Source organism: Trichocoleus sp. FACHB-46 (genome assembly GCF_014695385.1).
Classification (GTDB): domain Bacteria; phylum Cyanobacteriota; class Cyanobacteriia; order FACHB-46; family FACHB-46; genus Trichocoleus.
This window is the reverse complement of sequence record NZ_JACJOD010000013.1, coordinates 267,204-287,204: the sequence shown is the minus strand read 5'-3', so window position 1 is coordinate 287,204 and position 20,001 is coordinate 267,204. Positions and strand designations below refer to the sequence as shown.

The following is a 20,001-nucleotide window of genomic DNA, read 5'->3' as shown; positions in this document are numbered from 1 at the left end:
TGTTCTGCCTCACTCACTGGATTAATGGCGAATCTATTTACCAACAGTCATCTTAATCACGTTATAGAGCAATTCCCATTTTTCCGGGGTCGTGGGTTGCTGACCTCGGTACTTGAGCCGCGCCAACATTAGCACATCATCCGGGGGGAGGTCGGCGGTTTTGGCGAACTCCGCCAAGCTGGACGGCAAATCTGCCATTGCCTCTAAGGTTCCTGTTTGTTCTTGCTTCAACCCCAATACCGAGGTGAGGCGTTCCATCACTTGCCAGGACAGATTGGTGGCCTGCCCGCGCTCGATTTGTGACAGGTAGTTGCGGGAAATTCCTACCTGCTGTGCCAATTCTTCCTGGCTGAGTTTTTCTTCTCGGCGGCGATCGCGCACCTTCTTACCAAAGTCATCAGTTTCCATTGCATTGACAGTTAGGACAAGTTTTTGATAACTATAGTTTGCAAATTTAGTCTGCTAGCTTTACATTTTCCGAAGTAAATGCCATAATAGTGTTCAGAAAATGTAAACCACAGTTTGCAATCCTGATTTCACTTTAACAGAAATCCCTCCGAAACATTCCCCGCCGCGAGTTCGAGTTAGTTCAAAACAAGTTCTTTCCAGATTCAGTGATTCACCAAGAAGGTTTATGTGGAGCGGGCAAAGCCTGCTTCATATAAATCCCATCAACAAGATTCAAGTTCTAGTTCTAGGAGATGTTTCATGACCTCAGGTGCCGTCAAAGATAGCAAAGCCAAGACTTTAGAAGCATTTCAACAGATTTTGGCGGAGCGGCAAACCGTAAGTCCAAGCTCGCCACCAAGGAAGAAGCTGAGCGATCGCGCACCATTGCCACCGACGATTACGAAGCCAAACAACGCCGAATTGAGCGAGAACTTCAGGAAACAGCTCAGGCCAAAGAAAAAGATTGGTCAGAACGGGAGCGGATTTTGCCAGCGAATCAAACGCAGCTAGAAACTTATCGCCAAAAAGCCGAAGCTTTCCCTAAAGAATTAGAGGAAGCAATTAAGAAATCTAGAGAGGAAGGTATTCGCGAAGTTAATCAAGACGCGAAGGTCAAAGCGGATTTGTTCGAGCAAGAATGGGAAGCCACCAAGCAATCCTACGAACTGCAAATCCAATCTCTCGAAGCTAAAAACCAAAAACAAACGGAATAAATCACCGAAATTTCCAATCAACTTCAAGCTGCAATGCGCCAGGCTCAAGACCTGGCCATGCGTGCCTTTGAAAGCTCCTCCAATTGCATGAGTGCCTTAATATTACGCCCCTACAAAGAATTCTCCACAAGCCATCGATCTTGGTGCAATTCATGAAGCAATTACTTTGCGGTCATACCTCACATCGCAACGAGGCGATCGTAGAACATACCTTTTATGTCAGTGATGAACACCGCACTTATACCTGGAATGGTCAATCTCCTTTAGATGTTCGCATTGATGCTGTGATTGACGTAGCATCTGCCTACATTCATCAAATGAGCCACCAAAAACCTAAATTTCAAAAATTAGAGCTTTCCTCTCAAGTGCTGAGAAATGGTGAAAAGTATTACTACTTTCTCGTGATGTTTGAGCCTCCCTGGTGGGACGATCCAGACGCAGAAATTTCTGGAATGACAGAGGCGATCGTGACGCTAGATTACAAAGTTATTGAGCCAGAAATTCATCATTTCACAACTGAAGCAGAATACCAACGACATCGAGTTCTGCAACGGTTACAACATCAACTCGGAAGCCTGGAACCAGCCTTAGAACAGCAAGTTTCTCGCCTTTCTACCAACATACTTTGGAGTTTAGACACAGCTCTCTGGGATTTCAATAGTGAGGCTGATTTGACAAATTGGTTGGAAACTCACACTTCACAGAGCCGTAAGCGCAAGAAATGAGCGTTGGCGATCGGACGAAAAACAGCGGACCGAGCAAGAAACCGCGATCGCGGACCGAGAGAAACAATTTGCCGAGCTGAAAGAAAAGGTGGAAGGCTTCCCCAAAGAGTTGGAGGCGGCGATCAAACGCGTCAAGGAAGAAGGCAGGGGCATTGCTCATCACCAAGCCAAGGTCAAAGCAGATTTGTATGCCAAAGACATGGAAGGGAACAAGCGCAACTATGAATTACGCATCCAATCCCTACAGGAGACCCTACAAAATCAGGAGACCCGGATTCATGCTCTCTCGTAACAGCTTAGCGCTGCCCTCAAACAGGTTCAGGATTTGGCAGTCAAAGCGATTGAAGGCGCAGCAAATATCAGTTCCTTCCAAGCCATGCGCGAAATCGCGATTGAGCAAGCGAAGACTCAGACCAAGAACAAGTAACCACACCTCAACGTTCTATACGCTGCTGCTCCGTTGTTTGCGATCGCTCTCCAGTCAGTTTCCCGCTTCCTAACCCTGCGTTACTCAGTGATTCAATGGGATTCAATGGGTCAACTGGGATATTGATCCAGAAGCATTTACCGTCTAAACGTAAGTTATTGGTCTTCTTGCAACAGTTGATATTGCACTCGCAATTCTGGTGACTCGGTAGCGGGTGCATCTTGAACTAGCAGAGGCGTGGTTTCAACTACCGCACCGGACGAGCGATCGAGAATTACATCTACGCGATCGCCTACGGTCCAATTTCTCGGTAGTGGTTCTAGCGCTAGATCTGCTTGGGGGCCAGATGTAGTGTTGGTGTTGGAGCTAGTGGATGACACTAATGGTCGAGGCGATCGCCCAACGGGGAAATCTTGGCTGATGCTACGACCTTGAACACCGCGTAGTGATTCTCCGGATAGCGTAAAGTTACCAGTCGCCACTTGCCTAGAAGTTTGGACAGAAGCCGCAGGCAAGAAGCTTAGGGTGAGTAAACTTGCTCCCAAAATGGCGAAACCCTTGGGAATCATGATTCTTGATCTCCTGATTAGTACTGTTACCAATCAGGGTAAGCAGCAAAGAGTCTTCCTACGTCTCTCAGGAGAGGCAAGTGATTGTTAGCTTGGCATCTCCCCAAGGGGATACTTTCTCTACAAAAAGAATTTACCAGCTAGGATCGGAGAATAGTTGAATGGTGAGTTGCGATCGCCCTGGTGGGACTGCCGAAATGCAACTCCGTATCGTTTCCCCGCCTTCAATTTCTACCTCACAGGCGTGGCAAGACCCCATCAGGCACCCCGTGGGAATGTCAACTCCCGCTCTGTCAGCCACTTCCAGTAATGATTCTCCTGGTTCTGCCTCAATCGTGACATCGTCGGGTAGAAAGCGAATGCAAACACTCATGACAAAACCCTAAAATAAAGCTAAATCTAACGGCATTCTGACGAGCCAGCCTTTACTGTATAGCTTAAGGACAAATGGGTACGTTGCACCCAAAGGGTTAGGGACATTTAGCGCACCTTGAATAGAGGGTGCGCTTATTTTTTTAGCTTTTCAGAGAAAGGTTGACTGTGCCTCTCTAGGGAAGAATGGGGCCTAAGTCCAGGTGTGATTCAACCTGAGTAGCCAGAGCATCTAAAAGGGCTTCTCGTTGTTCTCGGTAATTGGAAATTCCGGTTGGCAAAGACTTCAGACCGCGCTGCTGTCGGAGGCGATTTAGCCAAGCTCGCCGCCAGGGGCCATTGTCGAACAAGCCATGCAGATAGGTGCCCCATACAGACAAGCTCTTGTCCACTACTCCCAAATTGGCATCTTCAAATAACAACTGCACCCCTTCCCCTTCCATCACCTGGGTTCGGCCTTGATGGATTTCATAACCTGAAACAGGCAGTCCAGTTTGAGGAAAGTTGGAACTGACTAGACGCTGGCGAGCTACTTTTTGCCCTGTAATCACGGTTTTGAGGGGTAACAGCCCCAGGCCCTTATAGCGACCTTCATGCCCCTCCAGCCCTTCGGGGTCTGCCAAAATTTTACCCAGCATTTGGAAGCCACCGCAGACTCCGAGGACGGTGCCACCGGCTGCGGCATAGTTTTGAATTTCTTCGGCCATGCCAGTTTTTTGCAGAGTCAGCAAGTCAGCGATCGTGGCTTTAGAGCCAGGAATAATCACCGCATCTGGATAGCCTAAAGAATCTTTTGGACCCACGTACTTCACGGTGACGGTTGATTCTGACTCCAGTGGGTCAAAGTCAGTGAAGTTAGAAATCCGAGGCAGGCGAACCACGGCGATCGTTAGATCACGATTGCTTTGGCTGGTACGGCGCTCGAACAAATCTAGCGAATCTTCGGCTGGGAAACCAGAGTCTTCCATCCATGGAATCACACCGATGACGGGAATGCCTGTGCGCTCTTGTAGCCAATCGATCCCGGATTGCAGGAGCGATCGCTGACCGCGAAACTTATTGATGACAATGCCGCGAATTAAGGCTCGTTCGTCAGGCTCTAGGAGTTCTAAGGTGCCGATGATATGGGCAAAAGCGCCACCGCGATCGATATCTACAACTAAAATGGTGGACGCATTCAAGTGTTTTGCCACCCGCATATTAGTCAAGTCGCGGTGCTTGAGGTTGATCTCGGCAGGACTGCCTGCTCCTTCGCACACCACTAAGTCAAATTCTTCGCCCAGCCGTCGCAACGATTCTTCGATCGCCTGCCAGCCTGGTTCAAAGTAATGCTCGTAATAGTCGGCTGCACTGACTTTGCCTACTGCTCTGCCTTTGAGAATCACCTGGGAAGTCATATCTCCCTGAGGCTTGAGCAAAATTGGGTTCATCTCAATGCGAGGGCTGACCCCTGCTGCCCAAGCTTGTACGGCTTGAGCGTAACCAATTTCCCCTCCGCTTGAGGTTACGTAAGCGTTAAGAGCCATGTTCTGGCCCTTAAAAGGAGTGACCCGCCAACCGCGACGGCTCAGAATTCGGCACAAAGCCGCAGTCAGTAGCGATTTTCCAGCGTGGGACGTAGTGCCCACGATCATAATGGCTTTCATCCGAGGTCCTCGCTGGCTATCCCATTTCAATCATTCATCAGCACCGACTAAATAGGTAGTCTTACCCAACGGTTCAAGGCGTTATAGAGGTGGTCCCATAGCGTTGCACTAGGCCAATTTCCTCCTTGCAGTTGCCACTGCTCTACGATTTGCCGACCAAGGGGCGTGAGCCGAAAACTATCCGTCAAACCCTGACCATCTACTTCTCGCCGTAGCACTCCCACTTGGATTAACCATAGCAAAGCACTCTCAGCCTTCAATTCTGATAGTGGCTGGCGTGTATATTGCTGCTGTACTCCAGCGGACCCCGCGATCGCCTGTAGGGAGACGCTTTGCTGGTGCATGGTGACAAACAAGTAGCCCCGAAATGGAGCACAACGCATGGCCTGCTTAGCTCGCTTGACGGTTCGGCTGGGATAGTGAATGGTTCTAGAACGGTTGGGATTGACTACAGTCATTGAGAAGCACAAGGATGTTGAGTCAAAAATCAAGCTGTAACGCAGCTAGCTGAAATTACAGTTGCTTGCATTATCTCCTAATCTTAGATTCTCAGCGATATCGCCACCAGTCCGGAAGGTCTGTCAGATTGCCTTCAGGTTTCGCGATCGCGAAACTTTGTATTTTTCAATACACAATTGCTTTTGTGCTGTTGCTAGAACTATCACAACAATTTAATTGCTTCTAGGGTTCCGGTTTTAGTTTTGATGGCTCAAACGTCTGGTCCGAGAGAGGCAACCAGTCTTTAGTATTTCGGCAATTTTGTAGAAACACTAGCTGGTCACACGGCGGGAAAAAAGCCCGGGAGGTACGTAGCAGAGTTGAACTGCTATGGCTCTCCTGGGCTTTTGTGTTGCAATTTTCTCTGTTTTTTAGTCCACTCGCATCGCCACAAACCATGACTGAAGATTCACTTTTTCGAAGTCCTAATGGCGACTCACCGCAGCGCCAAACTGAAGCCAATCGTGCCCTAGAACTGGAGACTCATCTGCCCCTGACTGGCTGGCAACAAGAAGTCTCTAGAGGCTTGGAGTATGGTTTAGAAGCTGCCGAAAGTATTCGCGATCGCACCATTCCCACTTTTTCTCGCGGAGAATTGCCGCACTATGCAGGCATCAATACTTTTCTCAAAGCGCCTTATTTAGAAGATGTGAGAAGAGTCGGGGAATATGATGTCGCGATCGTGGGAGTTCCCCATGATTCGGGTACTACCTATCGCCCCGGAACTCGCTTTGGCCCCCAAGGAATTCGCCGGATCTCAGCGCTTTATACCCCTTACAACTTTGAACTGGGCATTGACCTGAGAGAGCAAATTACCCTCTGTGATGTGGGGGATATTTTCACCATCCCTGCGAATAACGAAAAATCATTTGATCAGATTTCTAAGGGCATTGCCCACGTTTTTAGTTCGGGTGCTTTTCCCATCATTATGGGCGGCGATCATTCGATTGGTTATCCTACGGTTCGGGGCATCTGTCGGCACCTAGGGGATAAAAAAGTTGGCATTATTCACTTCGATCGCCATGTGGATACCCAAGAGACTGACCTAGACGAGCGCATGCATACCTGCCCTTGGTTCCATGCCAACAACATCAAGAATGCACCTCCCAAGAACTTGGTGCAGTTAGGCATTGGGGGCTGGCAAGTGCCTCGACAAGGCGTGAAAGTTTGCCGCGAGCGGAACACCAACATCTTGACTGTTACAGACATTATGGAAATGGGCCTAGATGCAGCCGTAGAGTTTGCTCTAGAGCGGGCTATGGATGGCACTGACTGCGTATACATTAGCTTTGACATTGACTGCATTGACGCTGGGTTTGTCCCTGGTACAGGTTGGCCCGAACCCGGTGGCCTCATGCCGCGCGAAGCCCTCTATCTCCTCGGCAAAATTGTCCAGCGTGCCCCTGTTTGCGGTCTTGAAATCGTAGAAGTTTCCCCTCCCTACGACATCAGCGACATCACCTCTTTAATGGCGACTCGCGTCATTTGCGACACAATGGCTCATCTGGTCTTGTCCGGGCAACTACCGCGTAAAGAAAAGGCCAGTTTCATTCATCCCGAGGCAACCCCAGAATTGGTCGCGGAGTGGAGCTAAGGTATGCACGAAACTGATATGACCAAAGCCCTCATTCTCACAGTTAAGGACTGGTGGGAAGCGCAGCCAGAACAACCTAAGGTAAGCCGAGTTCACCTAACTGTGGGCAAATGCACTTGTGTGGAACCTGTCAGTCTGCAATTTGCCTTTGAAGTGCAGACGCGCAACACCTTTCTCGAAGGCGCAGAACTGGCGATCGCAGAAACTCTTTTAATTGCTTTCTGTCACCGTTGCCAAGCAGAATACGCCCCTGAGATTGGTCTGCAATATGCCTGTCCCCAATGCCAATCCCCGATGGAAGACATCCGATCTGGCCGCGAACTCAAAATCGATCGCATTGAATACTCTGTTGCTACTGCTGACGCTGTTAATTCTGACCCAGCTAACGCAGCGATCGCTTAACCCTTCCTTCTGACCTCTCACTCCTCACCCCTTCCCCCTCACTGAAACTCATGCACCAAACCTTCGACGCTGCCCTTGGCATTAACCTACTCCACGTCAACCAAGCGGGAGCTGACCACAATCGGGCACATTTTGATCAGTGGGGTATCACCTGTTTCAACCTCATGAGCAGTCCCGGCGCTGGCAAAACGGCCCTACTAGAACGGACTCTAGCCGCTTTAACCAGTGAGCTAAAAATTGCAGTGATTGAAGGTGACATGACCACCGAACTAGATGCCGATCGCTTGCGGCAATATGGCGTTCCAGTCATTGCCATCAATACAGGGCGCTCGTGCCACCTCGACTCCAAGATGGTAGCAGGCGGTTTGCATCAGTTTTCTCACCAATACAACCCCAATGAGTTCGATTTGGTTTTGGTGGAAAACGTGGGGAATCTAGTTTGCCCAGCCGAGTTTGAAGTGGGTGAGCATGCCAAGATCGCGCTGCTCAGCATCACCGAGGGCGAAGATAAGCCACTGAAATACCCAGTGATGTTCCAAGAAGCGAACTGCTTACTGATTACCAAGATGGATTTAGCGCCCTACTTGGAAGTGGATATTCAACAGATTGTGGCGAATGTGCGGCAAATGAATCCTCATGCCACCATCATTCCGGTTTCCACCAAAACTGGGGAAGGCTTGGAGGCTTGGTTTGAGTGGGTACGCACTCAAGTATCACTCCTTAAACCCAGTGATAGTGATAATGATGTGGAGACTGTAGAGCTAGCCGCTACTCATTAACATCGGATTAGCATTGGATGAGGCGATCGCGTCGCCTCAAGTCAACTGTAAGTACTCCCTGTGGAGCCTGACTCAGTTAAGCAGCGCGATAAAACTGATTGACGTGCAGCACTACTTCACCGTGCTCAGGCACCCAAGCCAGCCACTCATCTTCAGACTGCTGACAAATTAGCAAAGCTTCGTCATAGCTAAAAGTGCTGGGAGGCTGGAGCAAATGCACCCAAGTAGAAGCCTCGGCTTCAGTAGGGGCGGGAGCCAGGCCAGGGAGCCAGCAAAAGTTAGCAGTCTGAGCAAAAGCAGTTTGGGAATATTGCATTTGAGCTTTCATAAGTCAGTTTCCTTAATTTGAGTCTTAGCCTGGGCTTTAGTCTGAGATTGAGTAGCAACTGCTAAATCAATTGGCAGATTACTATCAGTTAAGCGACTCTGCCGCTAAGAACTAAAAATATTTCTGTAACAAAGACTACAGAATATCAAAGTACTTGATCAAGCGCCTGAAGTATAACTTTACGTTTTACGGTTCAACCTCAAGGAATAGGCAGCGATCGCCTCCTTCTGGAATCACTCCCGCTAGGGCTGTAAAAAGCTCGGTAAGTTACAATCTGGAACTGAACCTAGAAACTAGAAGGAAGCCAAATCTATGCCTTTATCTGTTGGCGATACTGCCCCCGCATTTACAGCCAAAGACACCAACGGTAATACTGTTTCGCTGTCTGACTTTGCAGGCAAGGCGGTTGTGCTGTACTTCTACCCCAAAGACGATACGCCCGGTTGCACCAAACAAGCTTGCAGCTTCCGAGACAACTACAGCCAGTATCAAGGCAAAGACATTGTGGTGCTAGGTGTCAGCATTGATGACGAAACCTCTCACCAGAAGTTTACAGAGAAGTTTAATCTCCCCTTCCCTCTCCTCGCCGATGTCAACGGTGCCATCACGAAAGCTTACGATGTCGATGGGGGTGGTTATGCCAAGCGTGTCACCTACGTCATTGGCAGCAACGGCACCATCAGCAATGTCTACACCACTGTGAAGACCGACACCCATGCAACTGATATTTTGGCTGACTTGGGTGTATAGCCCCTAGCACTGCGTTAGTGATTTTTGATTAGTACTGTTTAATTTCATTTATGTTGTTAAGTCCCAAGGTTGCCATCATCTTGGGACTTTTCTTTTCAGCCTTCTGCCAGATGGGTGTCAGAGCAGCAGGAAGTAGCTTAGCGCTAGGAGTGCCTGACCTAATTTTTGACATGTGTCGGAAAGTATTCCATTCCAACTGTAGTTGCCCTGAGTGCTTTGCCTCTGCCCCCTGCCTTGAGTGAGCAATCAGAAGCATAGCCATTCAGAATTCAAGTTGAAGGGTGCCACTTCCATAGGATGAAGTCGCCACTCTAGATAGAAGACTAGAAGAAAGAGTCATCGACCGACTGAGGACACTATGACCAACCCCCAAGCCCAAAATCCGCCCAGTAGTCCAGCCGTTGCTTCTGCCCCACCCGCACTCACCTACAGTGGCCCCAGAGAAGTTCTGATCAATCAGGCCGTGGTTCTCAAGGGAACTTATGACCCACTACGAATTGCCAAAGTCTCACTCGCCGCAGAGGACAAGTATCCCTTGGAAGTGATGATGGATGCTCAAAAGCGCACTTGGCAAGTGAACTTGAACCAAGGCTTTAAGGCCGCAGGCTCTCGCTGGCTAAAACTCAAAGGCACTGATAGCGCTGGCAAGCTGGTTGACGATGAAGTGATTTACCTGACTGTCAGCACTGACCCGATGACGGTAGGCCAGTCGCTAACCTTAAAAGTCTTGCGAGATACCTTATTTAAGTTTCGTGCCATCGACTCAGCCCGTCTCAACGCTCAGCAGAAGGTAGCTGTAAAGGCAGGCCAAACTTTCAAGGTCAGTCGCTATGGCTCAGTGGATGGACATCTCAAAGTGGTGCTTGACCCGCCCATTGCCCCGATTGGAGAATTCGGCTATTTCTTTGAGGAGCATGTGCAACTCAGCAAGGGAGCACAGGTTTTCAAGTTTAATATCAGCGATGTTCCTAACACACCTTTAAGCGCTCAGGTTCTGGTTACGCAAACCACCTTAATTAAGGCTCAGCCTGCTGACTCTGCCTCATTAGCAGCCAACCAAAAAGCTGAGTTGTTACAGGGCCAAACTTTACAAATTACTGGATACGCTGCGATCAAAGGTCACTTCCGGGTGTCTCTGGCTACTCCTATTCAGGGTTTGGGGCAAACGGGCTATATCTATTGGGAGCACATTCAGATCAAGCACAACAATAAAGTTGTGTCTTTTGACCCAGACGCCCTCACAGCCACGGTGCTCAAAACCACTGTGTTCAAAAAACGTCCGGTTGATTCCGCCAGTCTGCAAGCTTCAGAAAAGTTCGCGATAACGGCAGGCAGTGTTTACGGGGTGGCAGGTTATGCGATCGCCGATGGCCACATCAAAGCCTCCCTCACCGAAGAGTTGCCTCAGTTTGGCAACACGGGCTATATCTTTCCCGACTTTATCCAAATGAAGCGGGGCACCAAGCCCTTCAACCCGATGCCACCCCAGGTGGAACTGAATGTTCCTTACTTTTCCCAACGGGACAATCCGCGCTATTCCTGGGCGACTTGCAACGTCACCTCGATCGCGATGATTTTTTACTATTACGGACGGCGATCGCAAGGCGGCCAATTAGAGGATGAACTCTTGCAATGGTGTCTCAACCGCTACGGCCAAGGATCGCAAACCGATAATGCGGTTCTCTCAGAAATGATTAAGGCCTATGGTTTCAAAACCAGCTTTAGCACCACTCGCAACTGGGCAGCCGTAAAGGACGAACTAATCAATGGTCGCCCTGTCGTGATGGGGGGAGACTTCACAGCGACTGGCCATATTGTTTGCGTGGTAGGTTACACGGCGCAAGGCTTCATCGTAAACGACCCTTGGGGCGATGCTCTATCTGGCTACTACGACACCGAAGGCCGTAAGCTGCTTTATCCCTACAGCTACATGGATCGAGTCGCAGGTCCAGATGGCAATGTTTGGGCGCACTTCATTGCTCGGTAATTTATAGCGATTGGTGGTTGTTTGTTAGCGGTTGAATTCGGCTAACTGCTAATCGCAAACCGCCGATCGCTCCCCAAGCTAAAATCTGGGTACTGTTCAGCGATCGGAGTCAGCGATGCCTCGGTACAACCCCTACACCCTGCAAATGCAAATTACGCGCATGTTTGAGCAGGGGCAATCGCTCTTTGCCACGATGAAGGTGCAAGATTGGCTGCGGGAGCGCAACGAAGACCCTGCGGCCTACGAAATTTTGTTTCATCAAAAGCCTGCCCCTCCAGGTTCCCAGGAAGTCTTAGTGGTCGAAATTGAGCTGAAGCGGCGCGACGGTCAACCTGTAGATGGGTGGCTACAACAACAAGTTAACGAACATGGCTAACCGACTTACTTTGAAGAGGCGATCGCTCATTATCGCTGCAATCGTTACGCTCAGGAGAGACAGTCATGGTACAGACACTTCGAGCTGAAATTAACTCAACTCAAGGGAGAAGTAGTTACCTATGATGGATAGATAAACGCTTCAGTTTTCATCCTCATGCAATTCATTGATCAAGCAGAAATTCAAGTTCAAGCGGGTAACGGCGGTGATGGCTTAGTTGCCTTCCGGCGTGAAAAGTATGTACCTGCAGGGGGGCCTTCTGGTGGCAACGGTGGCAGAGGTGGTTCCGTGATCTTGAAGGCGGATCAGAATTTGCAAACCCTGCTTGATTTTAGATACGCACACATCTTTAAGGCGGAAGATGGCGAGCGAGGCGGCCCCAACAACCGCACAGGAGCATCAGGGGATGACAGAATCATTGAAGTTCCTTGCGGCACAATGATTTATGATGCCGTAACGGATGAAATAGTGGGCGACTTGATTACACCTGGGCAAACCTTCTGCATTGCTCAAGGTGGCAAAGGCGGGCTGGGTAATAAGCACTTCCTCAGCAACCATAACCGCGCTCCTGAAAGAGCCTTGCCTGGCTTACCTGGTGAGTCCCGCTTGCTGCGACTGGAGTTAAAACTGTTGGCGGAAGTAGGAATTATTGGCTTACCCAATGCGGGCAAGTCTACTTTGATTTCGGTGTTATCTGCTGCCCGACCCAAAATTGCCGACTATCCCTTTACGACCTTGGTGCCCAACTTAGGCGTGGTGCGTAAACCAACGGGAGACGGCACAGTATTTGCCGATATTCCTGGCTTAATTGAAGGAGCGCACCTGGGTACAGGTTTGGGCCACGACTTTCTTCGCCACATTGAGCGGACTCGACTTTTACTCCACCTCATTGACGCAACTACTGAAGATCCGATCGCGACTTATCACGTCATTCAAGATGAGTTGCAAGCTTACGGTCGGGGGCTCAGCGATCGCCCGCAGATTATTGCCCTCAATAAAATGGATGCCATCCAGAATCAGGAGGAAGCTGCACAAACCTTGGAGGCTGTAGCAGCTCACCTAAGAGAACTTAGCCAAGTGCCTGTTTTTCTGATTTCAGCCGTAGCGCGCATCGGTCTAGAGCCTTTGCTGCAAGAGATTTGGCAGACTCTAGACCAAATGGCGGCGGAGGAAGCAGCAAGCCTTTCAGAGGATCTCCCCCCGGATCTGGCTGAAGATCTTTCCCAAAGTCTCTCGGAAAGTCTTATTGCTGATTAAACCCTGGTGGTTGGTTAAAAGTGCTGGGGGCAGCAGGCGCCATGGGACGGCCTTGACCTGGGACATTGGCGGGGTTGCCCAGTGGCATATTTCCTGCTGGGTTGGGCATACCTACTCCTGGACCCGGAGCCATAGTGGACCCCGGCAGAGTATTCGCAGCTCCCCCCGATTGGCTGAGATTGTTGTAGGTGACGCGGGAAATTTGGCGAATTAACTCTGAAGCTTGCCCGTCGTTGAAGGGACGTTTGACCAAAGCGGTAATGACGTATCGCTTACCGTTGGGCATGTCAATTAAACCGACATCTCCAATCAGCGAACCAATATCTCCAGTTTTATGGGCAATGGTGGCACCTTCTCCTAAACCGCGGGGCAGCAAGGTATCGGTTACGGTGCGCCGCATAATGTCAAGCATGCGATCGCGCGATCGCATCGACACCAAATCCCCTTGATTCACCCAGGCCATCAAGGTGGCTAAATCCCTAGGGCTGGTGGTATTGGTGCCTTGTAAGTCAGGTAGGGGGTTGTTAATTACCGTCGCTGTGAGGCCCCAAGATTGAAAGCGTCGGTTGAGCGCAGCAACCCCACCCAAGCGAGCAATTAGCATGTTGGTTGCTGTATTGTCGCTAATCGTGATCATTCGGGATGCGGTGTCTAGGGCACTAAATTTTGTCCCTGGAGGTTGATACTGCATATCGCCTGACCCAGAGCCAATCAACTCAGGCTTCATCGTTAGAAGCTCGTCTAGGCGAATTTTGCCAGCATCTACATCTTGAAAGAAGGCTACTAAGACTGGAACTTTGATTGTGCTAGCTGCTGGAAAGACGGCAGTTCCATTCAGGTCTACATAGGTCGTCGTATCCAGATCGATCAGAAACACGCCTGGGGTTAAACCGGAGGTTTGTCTGGTTAACCCTTGAATCTCAGCTTTCAGGGGGGCAGCTTCTTGGCTTAACTTCAACGGCATCGGAAGTTTAGCTGAGTTAACCACTTTTGCCTGTTGTTCAGTCTGGCTCTTAGCGTTGATAGCCGTTTGAGAGGCTCCAGCCATAAAGCGGCTAGGGTCTAGAGTAGAGAGCAAAGTGCCAGCAATTACCCCAATGCCTAAGCCCAAAATCAACAGGCGAGTGCCATACAGCAAAGGAGATACTGACCGCCGAAGCTGCGATCGCTGAGCTGCCTTGCGCTTCAACTCTGCAATTGACTGAGCTGTGGGTTGGGAGCGGTGCAGTTTAGGACTGCGTTGTCGAGTGCGCTTGCCTGATCGAGTTCTGGAACCCGATGAATTGCCTGGAATGGGGCTGCTGACTTGAGTTTGTCGCTCCGAGAGTGGGGAATTTTTTGCGCCTATTCCTCTAGCTGCTTCTCGGGTTGCTGCTTTGGGAGTGAGTGGCAGTAAGCGATCGCGCCAAAGACTATCGTCGATTGAGTTGGTATCTCGCGGTCCGGGGAGACGCTGAGCATTGTTAGACGTGCGTAAACCGCTTTCTCTGGCTGAACGGCGGGTCGTAGGTGCGATCGCGCTAGTTCTCGATGGCGATACCACTAGTTGCCCGTTTGTCCTAGCGAGGGGCAGTAAACGCCGCTCTGGTTGGCCTGACAACAGTTGCTTTAAGTTAAGCCGTAAGTGTGACTGCGATCCCGCTCGATGGCTAGCCCGCTGCTGCGATTGCGTGGGAGCCTTAGGCACGGTGCCCTGAGCGGAAAGCAAATTTTCGGGTTGGCTAGGCAGTCTTTTCGCAACTTCTTGCTGCTGCGATGCCTGCAACATTTGGCGACGACGGTGCCGACGGCTCATAGTGCTACCTTGATCTGTCATTAGCGAGCCTCCCGACACAACACATTAAACTGTACACCTCTAGCCACACCAATCCCCTCATTTCTCATTGCGGGCGTTGAGCAACGCTGCCGTAAGGTTAATCGTATTTGCGGTTAATTGCACAAATTTGGATGAATTTTAACCTTGTTCGGCTGCAACTGCACCTCATGACTCGCGATCGCCCCCTCTTGTCTAGGTTGTACCTATGTTGAGAGGACTCCAAGAGAGCCGAAGGTTCATACCTCTTCGTACTTCTGACTTTGCTGGAGCGCCCATTCCATTTGACTGAGAATACCCCGCAACATCGCTACTTCAGCAGCCGAAAGCTCAGCTCGATTAAATAATCGCCTAAACTTCTCCATGCGACTGGTTGCAGTATGCGGGTAAAGATAACCAATTTTCAAGAGCAAAGTTTCTAACTGTTGGTAATACCCTTCTAAGGATTCTAGAGGAGCCATCACTGGGGTGGTTGAGGATTCAGGCGTTGCTAGGGCCGTTGGTTTGGGGGCGATTGGCGGGATTCCAGTGAGTTCTGCGCTGATCTGAATAGATTGATATAGCTCATAACAACAAACTGCTACTGCTTGAGCTAAGTTCAGCGACGGATACGTTGGGCTGGAGGGAATGCGAATGAAGCGCTGTGCATAGTTCAGTTCCTCGTTACTCAGCCCGCGATCCTCTGGCCCAAAAATTAAGGCTGATTGCCAAGTATCCGTTGGTGTTGCGTCTGAGCTGTTTTCCGGCTCTGTTTCCTCAACTTCCCTAACTCCGGGTAATAGCCAAGGGAGAGCGGTTCGGGGATGCTCCAACTCAGTTTCTAAGGTGCGACTCCGGGCTGTGGTTGCGATCGCCCGCTGGCATCCTTGGAGAGCAGTCGGCAAATTCGGGACTACGTGAGCTGTGGTGAGAAGATCTACTGCATGAACGGCCATCTGGCGTGCTTCTGGCCCTAGGGGATCGCAATGCGGATTAACTAACACCAACTGTTGCAGACCCATATTTTTCATCACACGGGCGATCGCACCTATGTTGAGCGGCCCTGCGGGTTCTACCAAGACAATTCGGACTTTGGTTAAGGCACTTTCAGACATGTAAAACCAGGAATAGAGGGTAAGCAGCTAAGGTTTTAGTAGACTAAGCCTGGAGTTATAGGTTATTTCCTAAAACAGCCTAATCTACAACCGTACCCTACGACTCACCGTTTGATTTCTAGATGCTTTGACTATGGGACGTGCTCGCTCTAAATCCGATTTACCGACTAAAATTTGTCCGGTTTGCCAACGTCCCTTTACCTGGAGAAAAAAATGGGAAGGCTGCTGGGATGAAGTTAAATACTGTTCAGAGCGGTGTCGCCGTCGTCGTAGTCAAGCTCAGTCGCTAGATTTATAGATCGGGGAGTTGTCGGCTGGGCTAGCGATCGCGCCAGCTTCGCCAGTTTCAGGCAGTTGAGTCTTATCTAATTTACTAAAGGTGCTAGTTATGTCACGGGTGCAGCCAAAGCTAATTATTCATGGAGGGGCGGGTAGCTCCTTAAAAGGCAAAGGGGGAGCAGACGCATTACGACAAATTCTTTACGGCATCGTGGAAGAAGTTTATGCCCTCCTCAACCAAGGAGCCAGCGCCCAAACTGCTGTGGTTCGGGGTTGTCAGCTTCTAGAAAACCATCCCCGTTTTAATGCTGGCACTGGCTCGGTGCTGCAATCCGACGGCCAAATTCGCATGAGTGCGGCGCTCATGGATGGCGCAACTCAACGCTTTAGTGGTGTGATTAACGTTTCTCGGGTAAAAAATCCGATCAATCTGGCTGAAACCTTGCAAAATGCTGCCGATCGCGTGCTTTCTGACCATGGAGCCGCTGAGTTAGTGCGTGAACTGCAAATTCCCCCCCATGAACCTTTAACGGAGCTACGGCTACAAGAGTGGATTCAGGAACGGCAAGGCAACTTTTCCAAAACAATGGCGGGTGTCGTCGCAGAGGAACTCGTTGCCGATAGCAATGCGGGGCGCGGTACGATTGGAGTGGTCGCGCTCGACAACCAAGGTCATCTAGTAGCTGGCACCTCAACTGGGGGCAAAGGTTTCGAGCGCGTGGGCCGAGTCAGCGATTCTGCCATGCCTGCGGGCAACTACGCCACCACTCATGCAGCGATTAGCTGTACTGGCATTGGGGAAGACATTATTGACGAGTGCCTCGCCGCGCGGATTGTCGTGCGGGTTACCGACGGCTTACCCCTACAAGCTGCCTTTGAGCGCTCCTTTACTGAGTCTCAACAAAATCAGCGCGACTTGGGTGCCATTGGAATTGATGCCAATGGTGCGATCGCCTGGGGCAAAACTAGTGATGTTCTCTTGGCTGCTTACCACAACGGCGATCGCATCGGCGACACCTTAGAATTAGCGTCTGGAATGGTGGTAGGTACGACGTGAAGAGAGGCGAGGAGTAAGGAGTAGGAGGAAAGATGAAGGAAGGTCAAGACTTCAGACTCCTCACTCCTTACTCCTCACTTCCAGCCTGCGGTTTCATCCGCCAACCTGCTCTCGTCACTTGACGGGCACGAGCAATCACCAGCGAATCATCGGAGACATCTTTGGTCACGACGGAACCTGCTGCCACAGTAACATCTGCCCCTAAGGTAACGGGAGCTACTAGTACGCTATTGGAGCCTGTCTTGGTGCGATCGCCAATCACGGTCGGATGCTTGTTCACTCCGTCGTAGTTGGCGGTAATCGTTCCCGCACCAATATTCACTCGTTCACCTAGCGTCGCGTTACCGATGTAAGACAGGTGAGCTACGTTGGTGCGATCGCCCACAGTACTGCTCTTGATCTCGACAAAGTTACCAATACGGCAGCCAGAGCCTACTTCCACATGGCCCCGGAGATGAGCATAAGGACCAATCCGAGCCCCAGATTTCACGGTGCTGTCCGTCACGACTGAGTAGAGCGCTGTTACATTCTCACCAATCTCGCTGTTCTCAATCAAGCTACCAGGGCCAATACGAGCGCCTGCACGAATGGTGGTTTTGCCGCGCAAGTGGGTTTGGGGTTCAATCACTACATCCGGTTCAATCTGTACGGTTTCATCGATGGTGATGCTGTCTGGATCTACCAATGTGACTCCGGCAGCCATCCAATCGTCTTTTACCCTGGCCTGCAAAATCTCATAAGCGCCCGCCAACTGCTTACGATCATTGATGCCCAAAATTTCTTGATAATCTTCTACATCTACCGACATGACTGGCTCTAGGAAGCTTACGGTGTCTGTCAGGTAGTACTCTTGTTGGTCGTTGTTTGCTTTGAGCTGGGGCAGTACCAGCTCTAGGTCAGGCCACCGGAAGCAGTAGACTCCCGCATTGATGCGATGATTTTGCTTCTGGGCAGGACTACAGTCTCGGTCTTCTACAATTTGCTTCACAATGTTTTGGCTATCGCAGAAAACCCGCCCATATCCTTTAGGATTGGGCAGTTGAGCCGTCAAAATTGTGGCAGCATTTTGGTGCTGCTGATGTGTTTTTAACAACTGTTGCAATGTTTCTGGCCGCAGAAGTGGCACATCTCCATTCAGCACCAGCAAGTCATCTTGAAACCCTGCTAGATGAGGCAACAGCTGCTGAATTGCATGCCCTGTGCCCTTTTGCTCTGCCTGTTCCACAAACTCGACATCGCTAAAAGATGCTAAAGCTTCCTGGACAAGATGCCCTTGATAGCCGACGATGATGATTCGTCGAGATGGTTCAATATCAGACAAACTATTCAGAACCCGTTCCACCAGCGATCGCCCACCCAGACCATGCAAAACCTTGGGTAGGTTCGACTTCATGCGTGTTCCACGTCCAGCCGCTAAGATTGCTACCGCTACCATTCCCTTCAGATTCCATCTGTTCCACCGGAGTATACCGCGGTTCTACACGATTAACTCACAGGTGATTCTACAGGGTGAGCAACCACTTCAGTTCGAGGCACTGAGAGCAGCGGCTTAATCTCACTTTGATGGATAAAATCCTGAAACTGCTGCACTAACTTGGGATTCCGCCAGCCTCTGTCTCTCTCCTCCAGCAAAATAGCGAGAGCTTCTTCTGGGGTATAAGCTCGCTTGTAAGGTCGCTCGTGAGTCAGGGCATCGTAGATATCAATCAATTGAAAGACCTGCACCAGCAAGGGAATGTCGTCACCCACCAGCCCATCTGGGTAGCCTGAGCCGTTCCAGCGCTCATGGTGATTACGGATAATTGGCAACACACCCCGCATCGTTCTCAGTGGCTGACAGATTCGTTCTCCAATCAGCACATGCTGCTTCATCACTTCCCATTCTTCGGAGGTAAAGCCCGCTGTTTTGAGCAAGACGGCATCTGGAATTCCAACCTTTCCGATGTCGTGCAGGTACCCGCCCCACATTAGGTCTCGCACCTCACTCCGAGATAGATTTAGGTATTCTCCAAAGGCTTTAACCCGCATCACTAGCCGTTCGCAGTGGTCGCCAGTGTTAGGGTCGCGGCTCTCTACAGTGCGAGCAATGGAAAAAAGGACTTGCTCTGCGTGGTCTAAGTCTTCGTTCAGGCGCTTCTGACCCACCAAAGATTTCACACGAGCCGATAGTTCTAATTGGTCAAATGGCTTTGTGAGAAAATCATCCCCCCCTGCCTCAATCCCTTTTAGACGAGCTCGTCGATCGTTTAGGGCGGTAATAAAAATAACTGGGGTGAGTCGGGTTTGCTCATCTTGTTTTAAGCGACGACAGACTTCAAAGCCATCCATTCCTGGCATCATTACATCCAGGAGAATCAAGTCAGGATTGCCCTCAGTGACACAAGTCAAAGCTGCTGGGCCACTGTCTGCTTCTAAAACGTCATATCCTTCCACTGAGAGCAGGGCCACAGCAGTCATCCGACTTGCTGGGTGGTCATCTACGACCAGAATTTTAGGTCGTTCTAGGTCAAGACCGTTCACTGGAAACCTCATGTTAAAGGGGGGTAGATAAACCCAGTCAAGTTAAGCGGGTGAGCATTTAGGGGTCAGCTTAATATCTGGGATTCAATTTCTGTGCTAAACCCTACCGAAATTAGATGTCTATCCGCTTGTGAAGAGTTTATAAATTGATCGGGTGGAGTGCCATGCTTATCAGTATGTGCAATTGTCCCGATTGGGAAATCGGGCTTTTTACGGAGATTAAATTAAGATTTAACGAGTTTAGCAGTGCAGTAGAGTTCTTGCCGATAACCGACAACTCTAAGGTCAAAGTTCTTACTAATTTTGCTTCAACTACTTCAACTAATAGCTTACCTCTGTAGCAGGGTGCGGAGTCCCAAAAGCTA

At 50.1% G+C, this 20,001-nt stretch carries 23 protein-coding genes and 1 riboswitch; of the genes, 13 read left to right on the top strand and 10 right to left on the bottom strand.

Annotated elements, in window-relative coordinates:
* Positions 1–33: 33 nt before the first annotated feature.
* Positions 34–408 (bottom strand): helix-turn-helix domain-containing protein, encoded by a 375-nt coding sequence (locus H6F72_RS08930; protein ID WP_190433806.1) that lies wholly within the window; start codon positions 406–408, stop codon positions 34–36.
* Between the two features lie 300 nt (positions 409–708).
* Between H6F72_RS08930 and H6F72_RS08925 the strand changes: the two genes are divergently transcribed.
* The 4 genes from H6F72_RS08925 to H6F72_RS29685 all read left to right on the top strand — a co-directional run bounded on the left by H6F72_RS08925 (position 709) and on the right by H6F72_RS29685 (position 2,180).
* The gene (locus H6F72_RS08925) at positions 709–960 is read left to right on the top strand and encodes a hypothetical protein (RefSeq protein WP_190433805.1); all 252 of its coding nucleotides are present in this window, start codon (positions 709–711) and stop codon (positions 958–960) included.
* Positions 936–1,163: a hypothetical protein gene (locus H6F72_RS08920; RefSeq protein WP_190433803.1), complete on the top strand. Its 228-nt coding sequence runs from the start codon at positions 936–938 to the stop codon at positions 1,161–1,163. The genes H6F72_RS08925 and H6F72_RS08920 overlap by 25 nt, the downstream gene beginning before the upstream one ends.
* A 152-nt stretch (positions 1,164–1,315) precedes the next feature.
* Positions 1,316–1,888 carry a DUF4351 domain-containing protein gene (locus tag H6F72_RS08915; protein WP_190433801.1) on the top strand — a complete coding sequence of 191 codons (573 nt, stop codon included), beginning with the start codon at positions 1,316–1,318 and terminating at the stop codon, positions 1,886–1,888.
* Between the two features lie 88 nt (positions 1,889–1,976).
* Positions 1,977–2,180 carry a hypothetical protein gene (locus H6F72_RS29685; RefSeq protein ID WP_199298974.1) on the top strand — a complete coding sequence of 68 codons (204 nt, stop codon included), beginning with the start codon at positions 1,977–1,979 and terminating at the stop codon, positions 2,178–2,180.
* A 290-nt stretch (positions 2,181–2,470) separates the two neighbouring features.
* Here H6F72_RS29685 and H6F72_RS08905 read toward each other — a convergent pair whose 3' ends face one another.
* The 4 genes from H6F72_RS08905 to H6F72_RS08890 form a co-directional block, all read right to left on the bottom strand.
* Complete coding sequence (locus H6F72_RS08905; protein WP_190433799.1) at positions 2,471–2,884, bottom strand: hypothetical protein; 414 nt, start codon at positions 2,882–2,884, stop codon at positions 2,471–2,473.
* Between the two features lie 133 nt (positions 2,885–3,017).
* The gene (locus H6F72_RS08900) at positions 3,018–3,257 is read right to left on the bottom strand and encodes a 2Fe-2S iron-sulfur cluster-binding protein (protein ID WP_190433797.1); all 240 of its coding nucleotides are present in this window, start codon (positions 3,255–3,257) and stop codon (positions 3,018–3,020) included.
* 175 nt (positions 3,258–3,432) lie between these two features.
* Positions 3,433–4,902, bottom strand: a complete 1,470-nt coding sequence (gene cobQ, locus H6F72_RS08895; RefSeq protein ID WP_190433795.1) for a cobyric acid synthase CobQ — start codon at positions 4,900–4,902, stop codon at positions 3,433–3,435.
* Positions 4,903–4,949: 47 nt separating this feature from the next.
* Complete coding sequence (locus tag H6F72_RS08890; protein WP_190433792.1) at positions 4,950–5,360, bottom strand: Npun_F0494 family protein; 411 nt, start codon at positions 5,358–5,360, stop codon at positions 4,950–4,952.
* 212 nt (positions 5,361–5,572) lie between these two features.
* A riboswitch (guanidine-I (ykkC/yxkD leader) is annotated at positions 5,573–5,709 on the top strand.
* Positions 5,710–5,797: 88 nt separating this feature from the next.
* On the opposite strand from H6F72_RS08890, the gene H6F72_RS08885 reads away from it, so the two are divergent.
* Genes H6F72_RS08885 through hypB form a run of 3 tightly spaced genes read left to right on the top strand, consistent with a single transcriptional unit; the run spans position 5,798 to position 8,175 of the window.
* Entirely contained in the window at positions 5,798–6,994 is a 1,197-nt protein-coding gene (locus H6F72_RS08885) for an agmatinase family protein (RefSeq protein ID WP_190433790.1), read from the top strand.
* Between the two features lie 3 nt (positions 6,995–6,997).
* Positions 6,998–7,396 carry a hydrogenase maturation nickel metallochaperone HypA gene (gene hypA / locus H6F72_RS08880; RefSeq protein WP_190433788.1) on the top strand — a complete coding sequence of 133 codons (399 nt, stop codon included), beginning with the start codon at positions 6,998–7,000 and terminating at the stop codon, positions 7,394–7,396.
* Positions 7,397–7,446: 50 nt separating this feature from the next.
* Positions 7,447–8,175, top strand: a complete 729-nt coding sequence (gene hypB, locus H6F72_RS08875; protein WP_190433786.1) for a hydrogenase nickel incorporation protein HypB — start codon at positions 7,447–7,449, stop codon at positions 8,173–8,175.
* A 76-nt stretch (positions 8,176–8,251) separates the two neighbouring features.
* Here hypB and H6F72_RS08870 read toward each other — a convergent pair whose 3' ends face one another.
* A complete protein-coding gene (locus H6F72_RS08870) occupies positions 8,252–8,503 on the bottom strand; it encodes a hypothetical protein (protein ID WP_190433785.1) in 252 nt (83 codons plus the stop codon).
* 312 nt (positions 8,504–8,815) lie between these two features.
* On the opposite strand from H6F72_RS08870, the gene H6F72_RS08865 reads away from it, so the two are divergent.
* The 4 genes from H6F72_RS08865 (at position 8,816) to obgE (ending at position 12,873) form a co-directional block, all read left to right on the top strand.
* Positions 8,816–9,253 carry a peroxiredoxin gene (locus H6F72_RS08865; RefSeq protein ID WP_190433784.1) on the top strand — a complete coding sequence of 146 codons (438 nt, stop codon included), beginning with the start codon at positions 8,816–8,818 and terminating at the stop codon, positions 9,251–9,253.
* A gap of 358 nt (positions 9,254–9,611) precedes the next feature.
* Positions 9,612–11,240, top strand: a complete 1,629-nt coding sequence (locus H6F72_RS08860) for a C39 family peptidase (protein WP_190433783.1) — start codon at positions 9,612–9,614, stop codon at positions 11,238–11,240.
* 115 nt (positions 11,241–11,355) lie between these two features.
* On the top strand, positions 11,356–11,616 hold the full coding sequence (locus tag H6F72_RS08855) for a hypothetical protein (protein WP_190433782.1): 261 nt from the start codon (positions 11,356–11,358) through the stop codon (positions 11,614–11,616).
* A 156-nt stretch (positions 11,617–11,772) separates the two neighbouring features.
* A complete protein-coding gene (obgE, locus tag H6F72_RS08850; RefSeq protein ID WP_190433781.1) occupies positions 11,773–12,873 on the top strand; it encodes a GTPase ObgE in 1,101 nt (366 codons plus the stop codon).
* Here obgE and H6F72_RS30190 read toward each other — a convergent pair.
* Together H6F72_RS30190 and H6F72_RS08840 are read right to left on the bottom strand one after the other, a co-directional pair.
* Complete coding sequence (locus tag H6F72_RS30190) at positions 12,860–14,689, bottom strand: serine hydrolase (protein ID WP_242016842.1); 1,830 nt, start codon at positions 14,687–14,689, stop codon at positions 12,860–12,862. The genes obgE and H6F72_RS30190 overlap by 14 nt on opposite strands.
* A gap of 236 nt (positions 14,690–14,925) precedes the next feature.
* The gene (locus H6F72_RS08840; RefSeq protein ID WP_190433780.1) at positions 14,926–15,780 is read right to left on the bottom strand and encodes an RNA methyltransferase; all 855 of its coding nucleotides are present in this window, start codon (positions 15,778–15,780) and stop codon (positions 14,926–14,928) included.
* A 133-nt stretch (positions 15,781–15,913) separates the two neighbouring features.
* Here H6F72_RS08840 and H6F72_RS08835 point away from each other — a divergent pair, with 133 nt between their 5' ends.
* Both H6F72_RS08835 and H6F72_RS08830 read left to right on the top strand, forming a co-directional pair.
* On the top strand, positions 15,914–16,078 hold the full coding sequence (locus tag H6F72_RS08835; protein ID WP_190433779.1) for a DUF2256 domain-containing protein: 165 nt from the start codon (positions 15,914–15,916) through the stop codon (positions 16,076–16,078).
* 90 nt (positions 16,079–16,168) lie between these two features.
* A complete protein-coding gene (locus H6F72_RS08830) occupies positions 16,169–17,116 on the top strand; it encodes an isoaspartyl peptidase/L-asparaginase (protein ID WP_190433778.1) in 948 nt (315 codons plus the stop codon).
* Positions 17,117–17,183: 67 nt separating this feature from the next.
* Here H6F72_RS08830 and glmU read toward each other — a convergent pair whose 3' ends face one another.
* Positions 17,184–18,551 carry a bifunctional UDP-N-acetylglucosamine diphosphorylase/glucosamine-1-phosphate N-acetyltransferase GlmU gene (gene glmU, locus H6F72_RS08825; RefSeq protein ID WP_190433777.1) on the bottom strand — a complete coding sequence of 456 codons (1,368 nt, stop codon included), beginning with the start codon at positions 18,549–18,551 and terminating at the stop codon, positions 17,184–17,186.
* A gap of 50 nt (positions 18,552–18,601) precedes the next feature.
* Positions 18,602–19,636 carry an HD domain-containing phosphohydrolase gene (locus H6F72_RS08820; protein ID WP_190433776.1) on the bottom strand — a complete coding sequence of 345 codons (1,035 nt, stop codon included), beginning with the start codon at positions 19,634–19,636 and terminating at the stop codon, positions 18,602–18,604.
* Positions 19,637–20,001: the final 365 nt, after the last annotated feature.

Bases quoted from the DNA above. Each gene is read 5' to 3' on its own strand.
- hypB (WP_190433786.1), top strand. From the start codon at position 7,447: ATGCACCAAACCTTCGACGCTGCCCTTGGCATTAACCTACTCCACGTC.
- H6F72_RS08870 (WP_190433785.1), bottom strand. From the start codon at position 8,503: ATGAAAGCTCAAATGCAATATTCCCAAACTGCTTTTGCTCAGACTGCT.
- H6F72_RS08890 (WP_190433792.1), bottom strand. From the start codon at position 5,360: ATGACTGTAGTCAATCCCAACCGTTCTAGAACCATTCACTATCCCAGC.
- H6F72_RS08835 (WP_190433779.1), top strand. From the start codon at position 15,914: ATGGGACGTGCTCGCTCTAAATCCGATTTACCGACTAAAATTTGTCCG.
- H6F72_RS08900 (WP_190433797.1), bottom strand. From the start codon at position 3,257: ATGAGTGTTTGCATTCGCTTTCTACCCGACGATGTCACGATTGAGGCA.
- H6F72_RS08925 (WP_190433805.1), top strand. From the start codon at position 709: ATGACCTCAGGTGCCGTCAAAGATAGCAAAGCCAAGACTTTAGAAGCA.
- H6F72_RS08865 (WP_190433784.1), top strand. From the start codon at position 8,816: ATGCCTTTATCTGTTGGCGATACTGCCCCCGCATTTACAGCCAAAGAC.
- H6F72_RS08860 (WP_190433783.1), top strand. From the start codon at position 9,612: ATGACCAACCCCCAAGCCCAAAATCCGCCCAGTAGTCCAGCCGTTGCT.
- glmU (WP_190433777.1), bottom strand. From the start codon at position 18,551: ATGGTAGCGGTAGCAATCTTAGCGGCTGGACGTGGAACACGCATGAAG.
- H6F72_RS08840 (WP_190433780.1), bottom strand. From the start codon at position 15,780: ATGTCTGAAAGTGCCTTAACCAAAGTCCGAATTGTCTTGGTAGAACCC.
- H6F72_RS08905 (WP_190433799.1), bottom strand. From the start codon at position 2,884: ATGATTCCCAAGGGTTTCGCCATTTTGGGAGCAAGTTTACTCACCCTA.
- cobQ (WP_190433795.1), bottom strand. From the start codon at position 4,902: ATGAAAGCCATTATGATCGTGGGCACTACGTCCCACGCTGGAAAATCG.
- H6F72_RS08855 (WP_190433782.1), top strand. From the start codon at position 11,356: ATGCCTCGGTACAACCCCTACACCCTGCAAATGCAAATTACGCGCATG.
- H6F72_RS08930 (WP_190433806.1), bottom strand. From the start codon at position 408: ATGGAAACTGATGACTTTGGTAAGAAGGTGCGCGATCGCCGCCGAGAA.
- hypA (WP_190433788.1), top strand. From the start codon at position 6,998: ATGCACGAAACTGATATGACCAAAGCCCTCATTCTCACAGTTAAGGAC.
- H6F72_RS08885 (WP_190433790.1), top strand. From the start codon at position 5,798: ATGACTGAAGATTCACTTTTTCGAAGTCCTAATGGCGACTCACCGCAG.
- H6F72_RS08915 (WP_190433801.1), top strand. From the start codon at position 1,316: ATGAAGCAATTACTTTGCGGTCATACCTCACATCGCAACGAGGCGATC.
- H6F72_RS08830 (WP_190433778.1), top strand. From the start codon at position 16,169: ATGTCACGGGTGCAGCCAAAGCTAATTATTCATGGAGGGGCGGGTAGC.
- obgE (WP_190433781.1), top strand. From the start codon at position 11,773: ATGCAATTCATTGATCAAGCAGAAATTCAAGTTCAAGCGGGTAACGGC.
- H6F72_RS30190 (WP_242016842.1), bottom strand. From the start codon at position 14,689: ATGACAGATCAAGGTAGCACTATGAGCCGTCGGCACCGTCGTCGCCAA.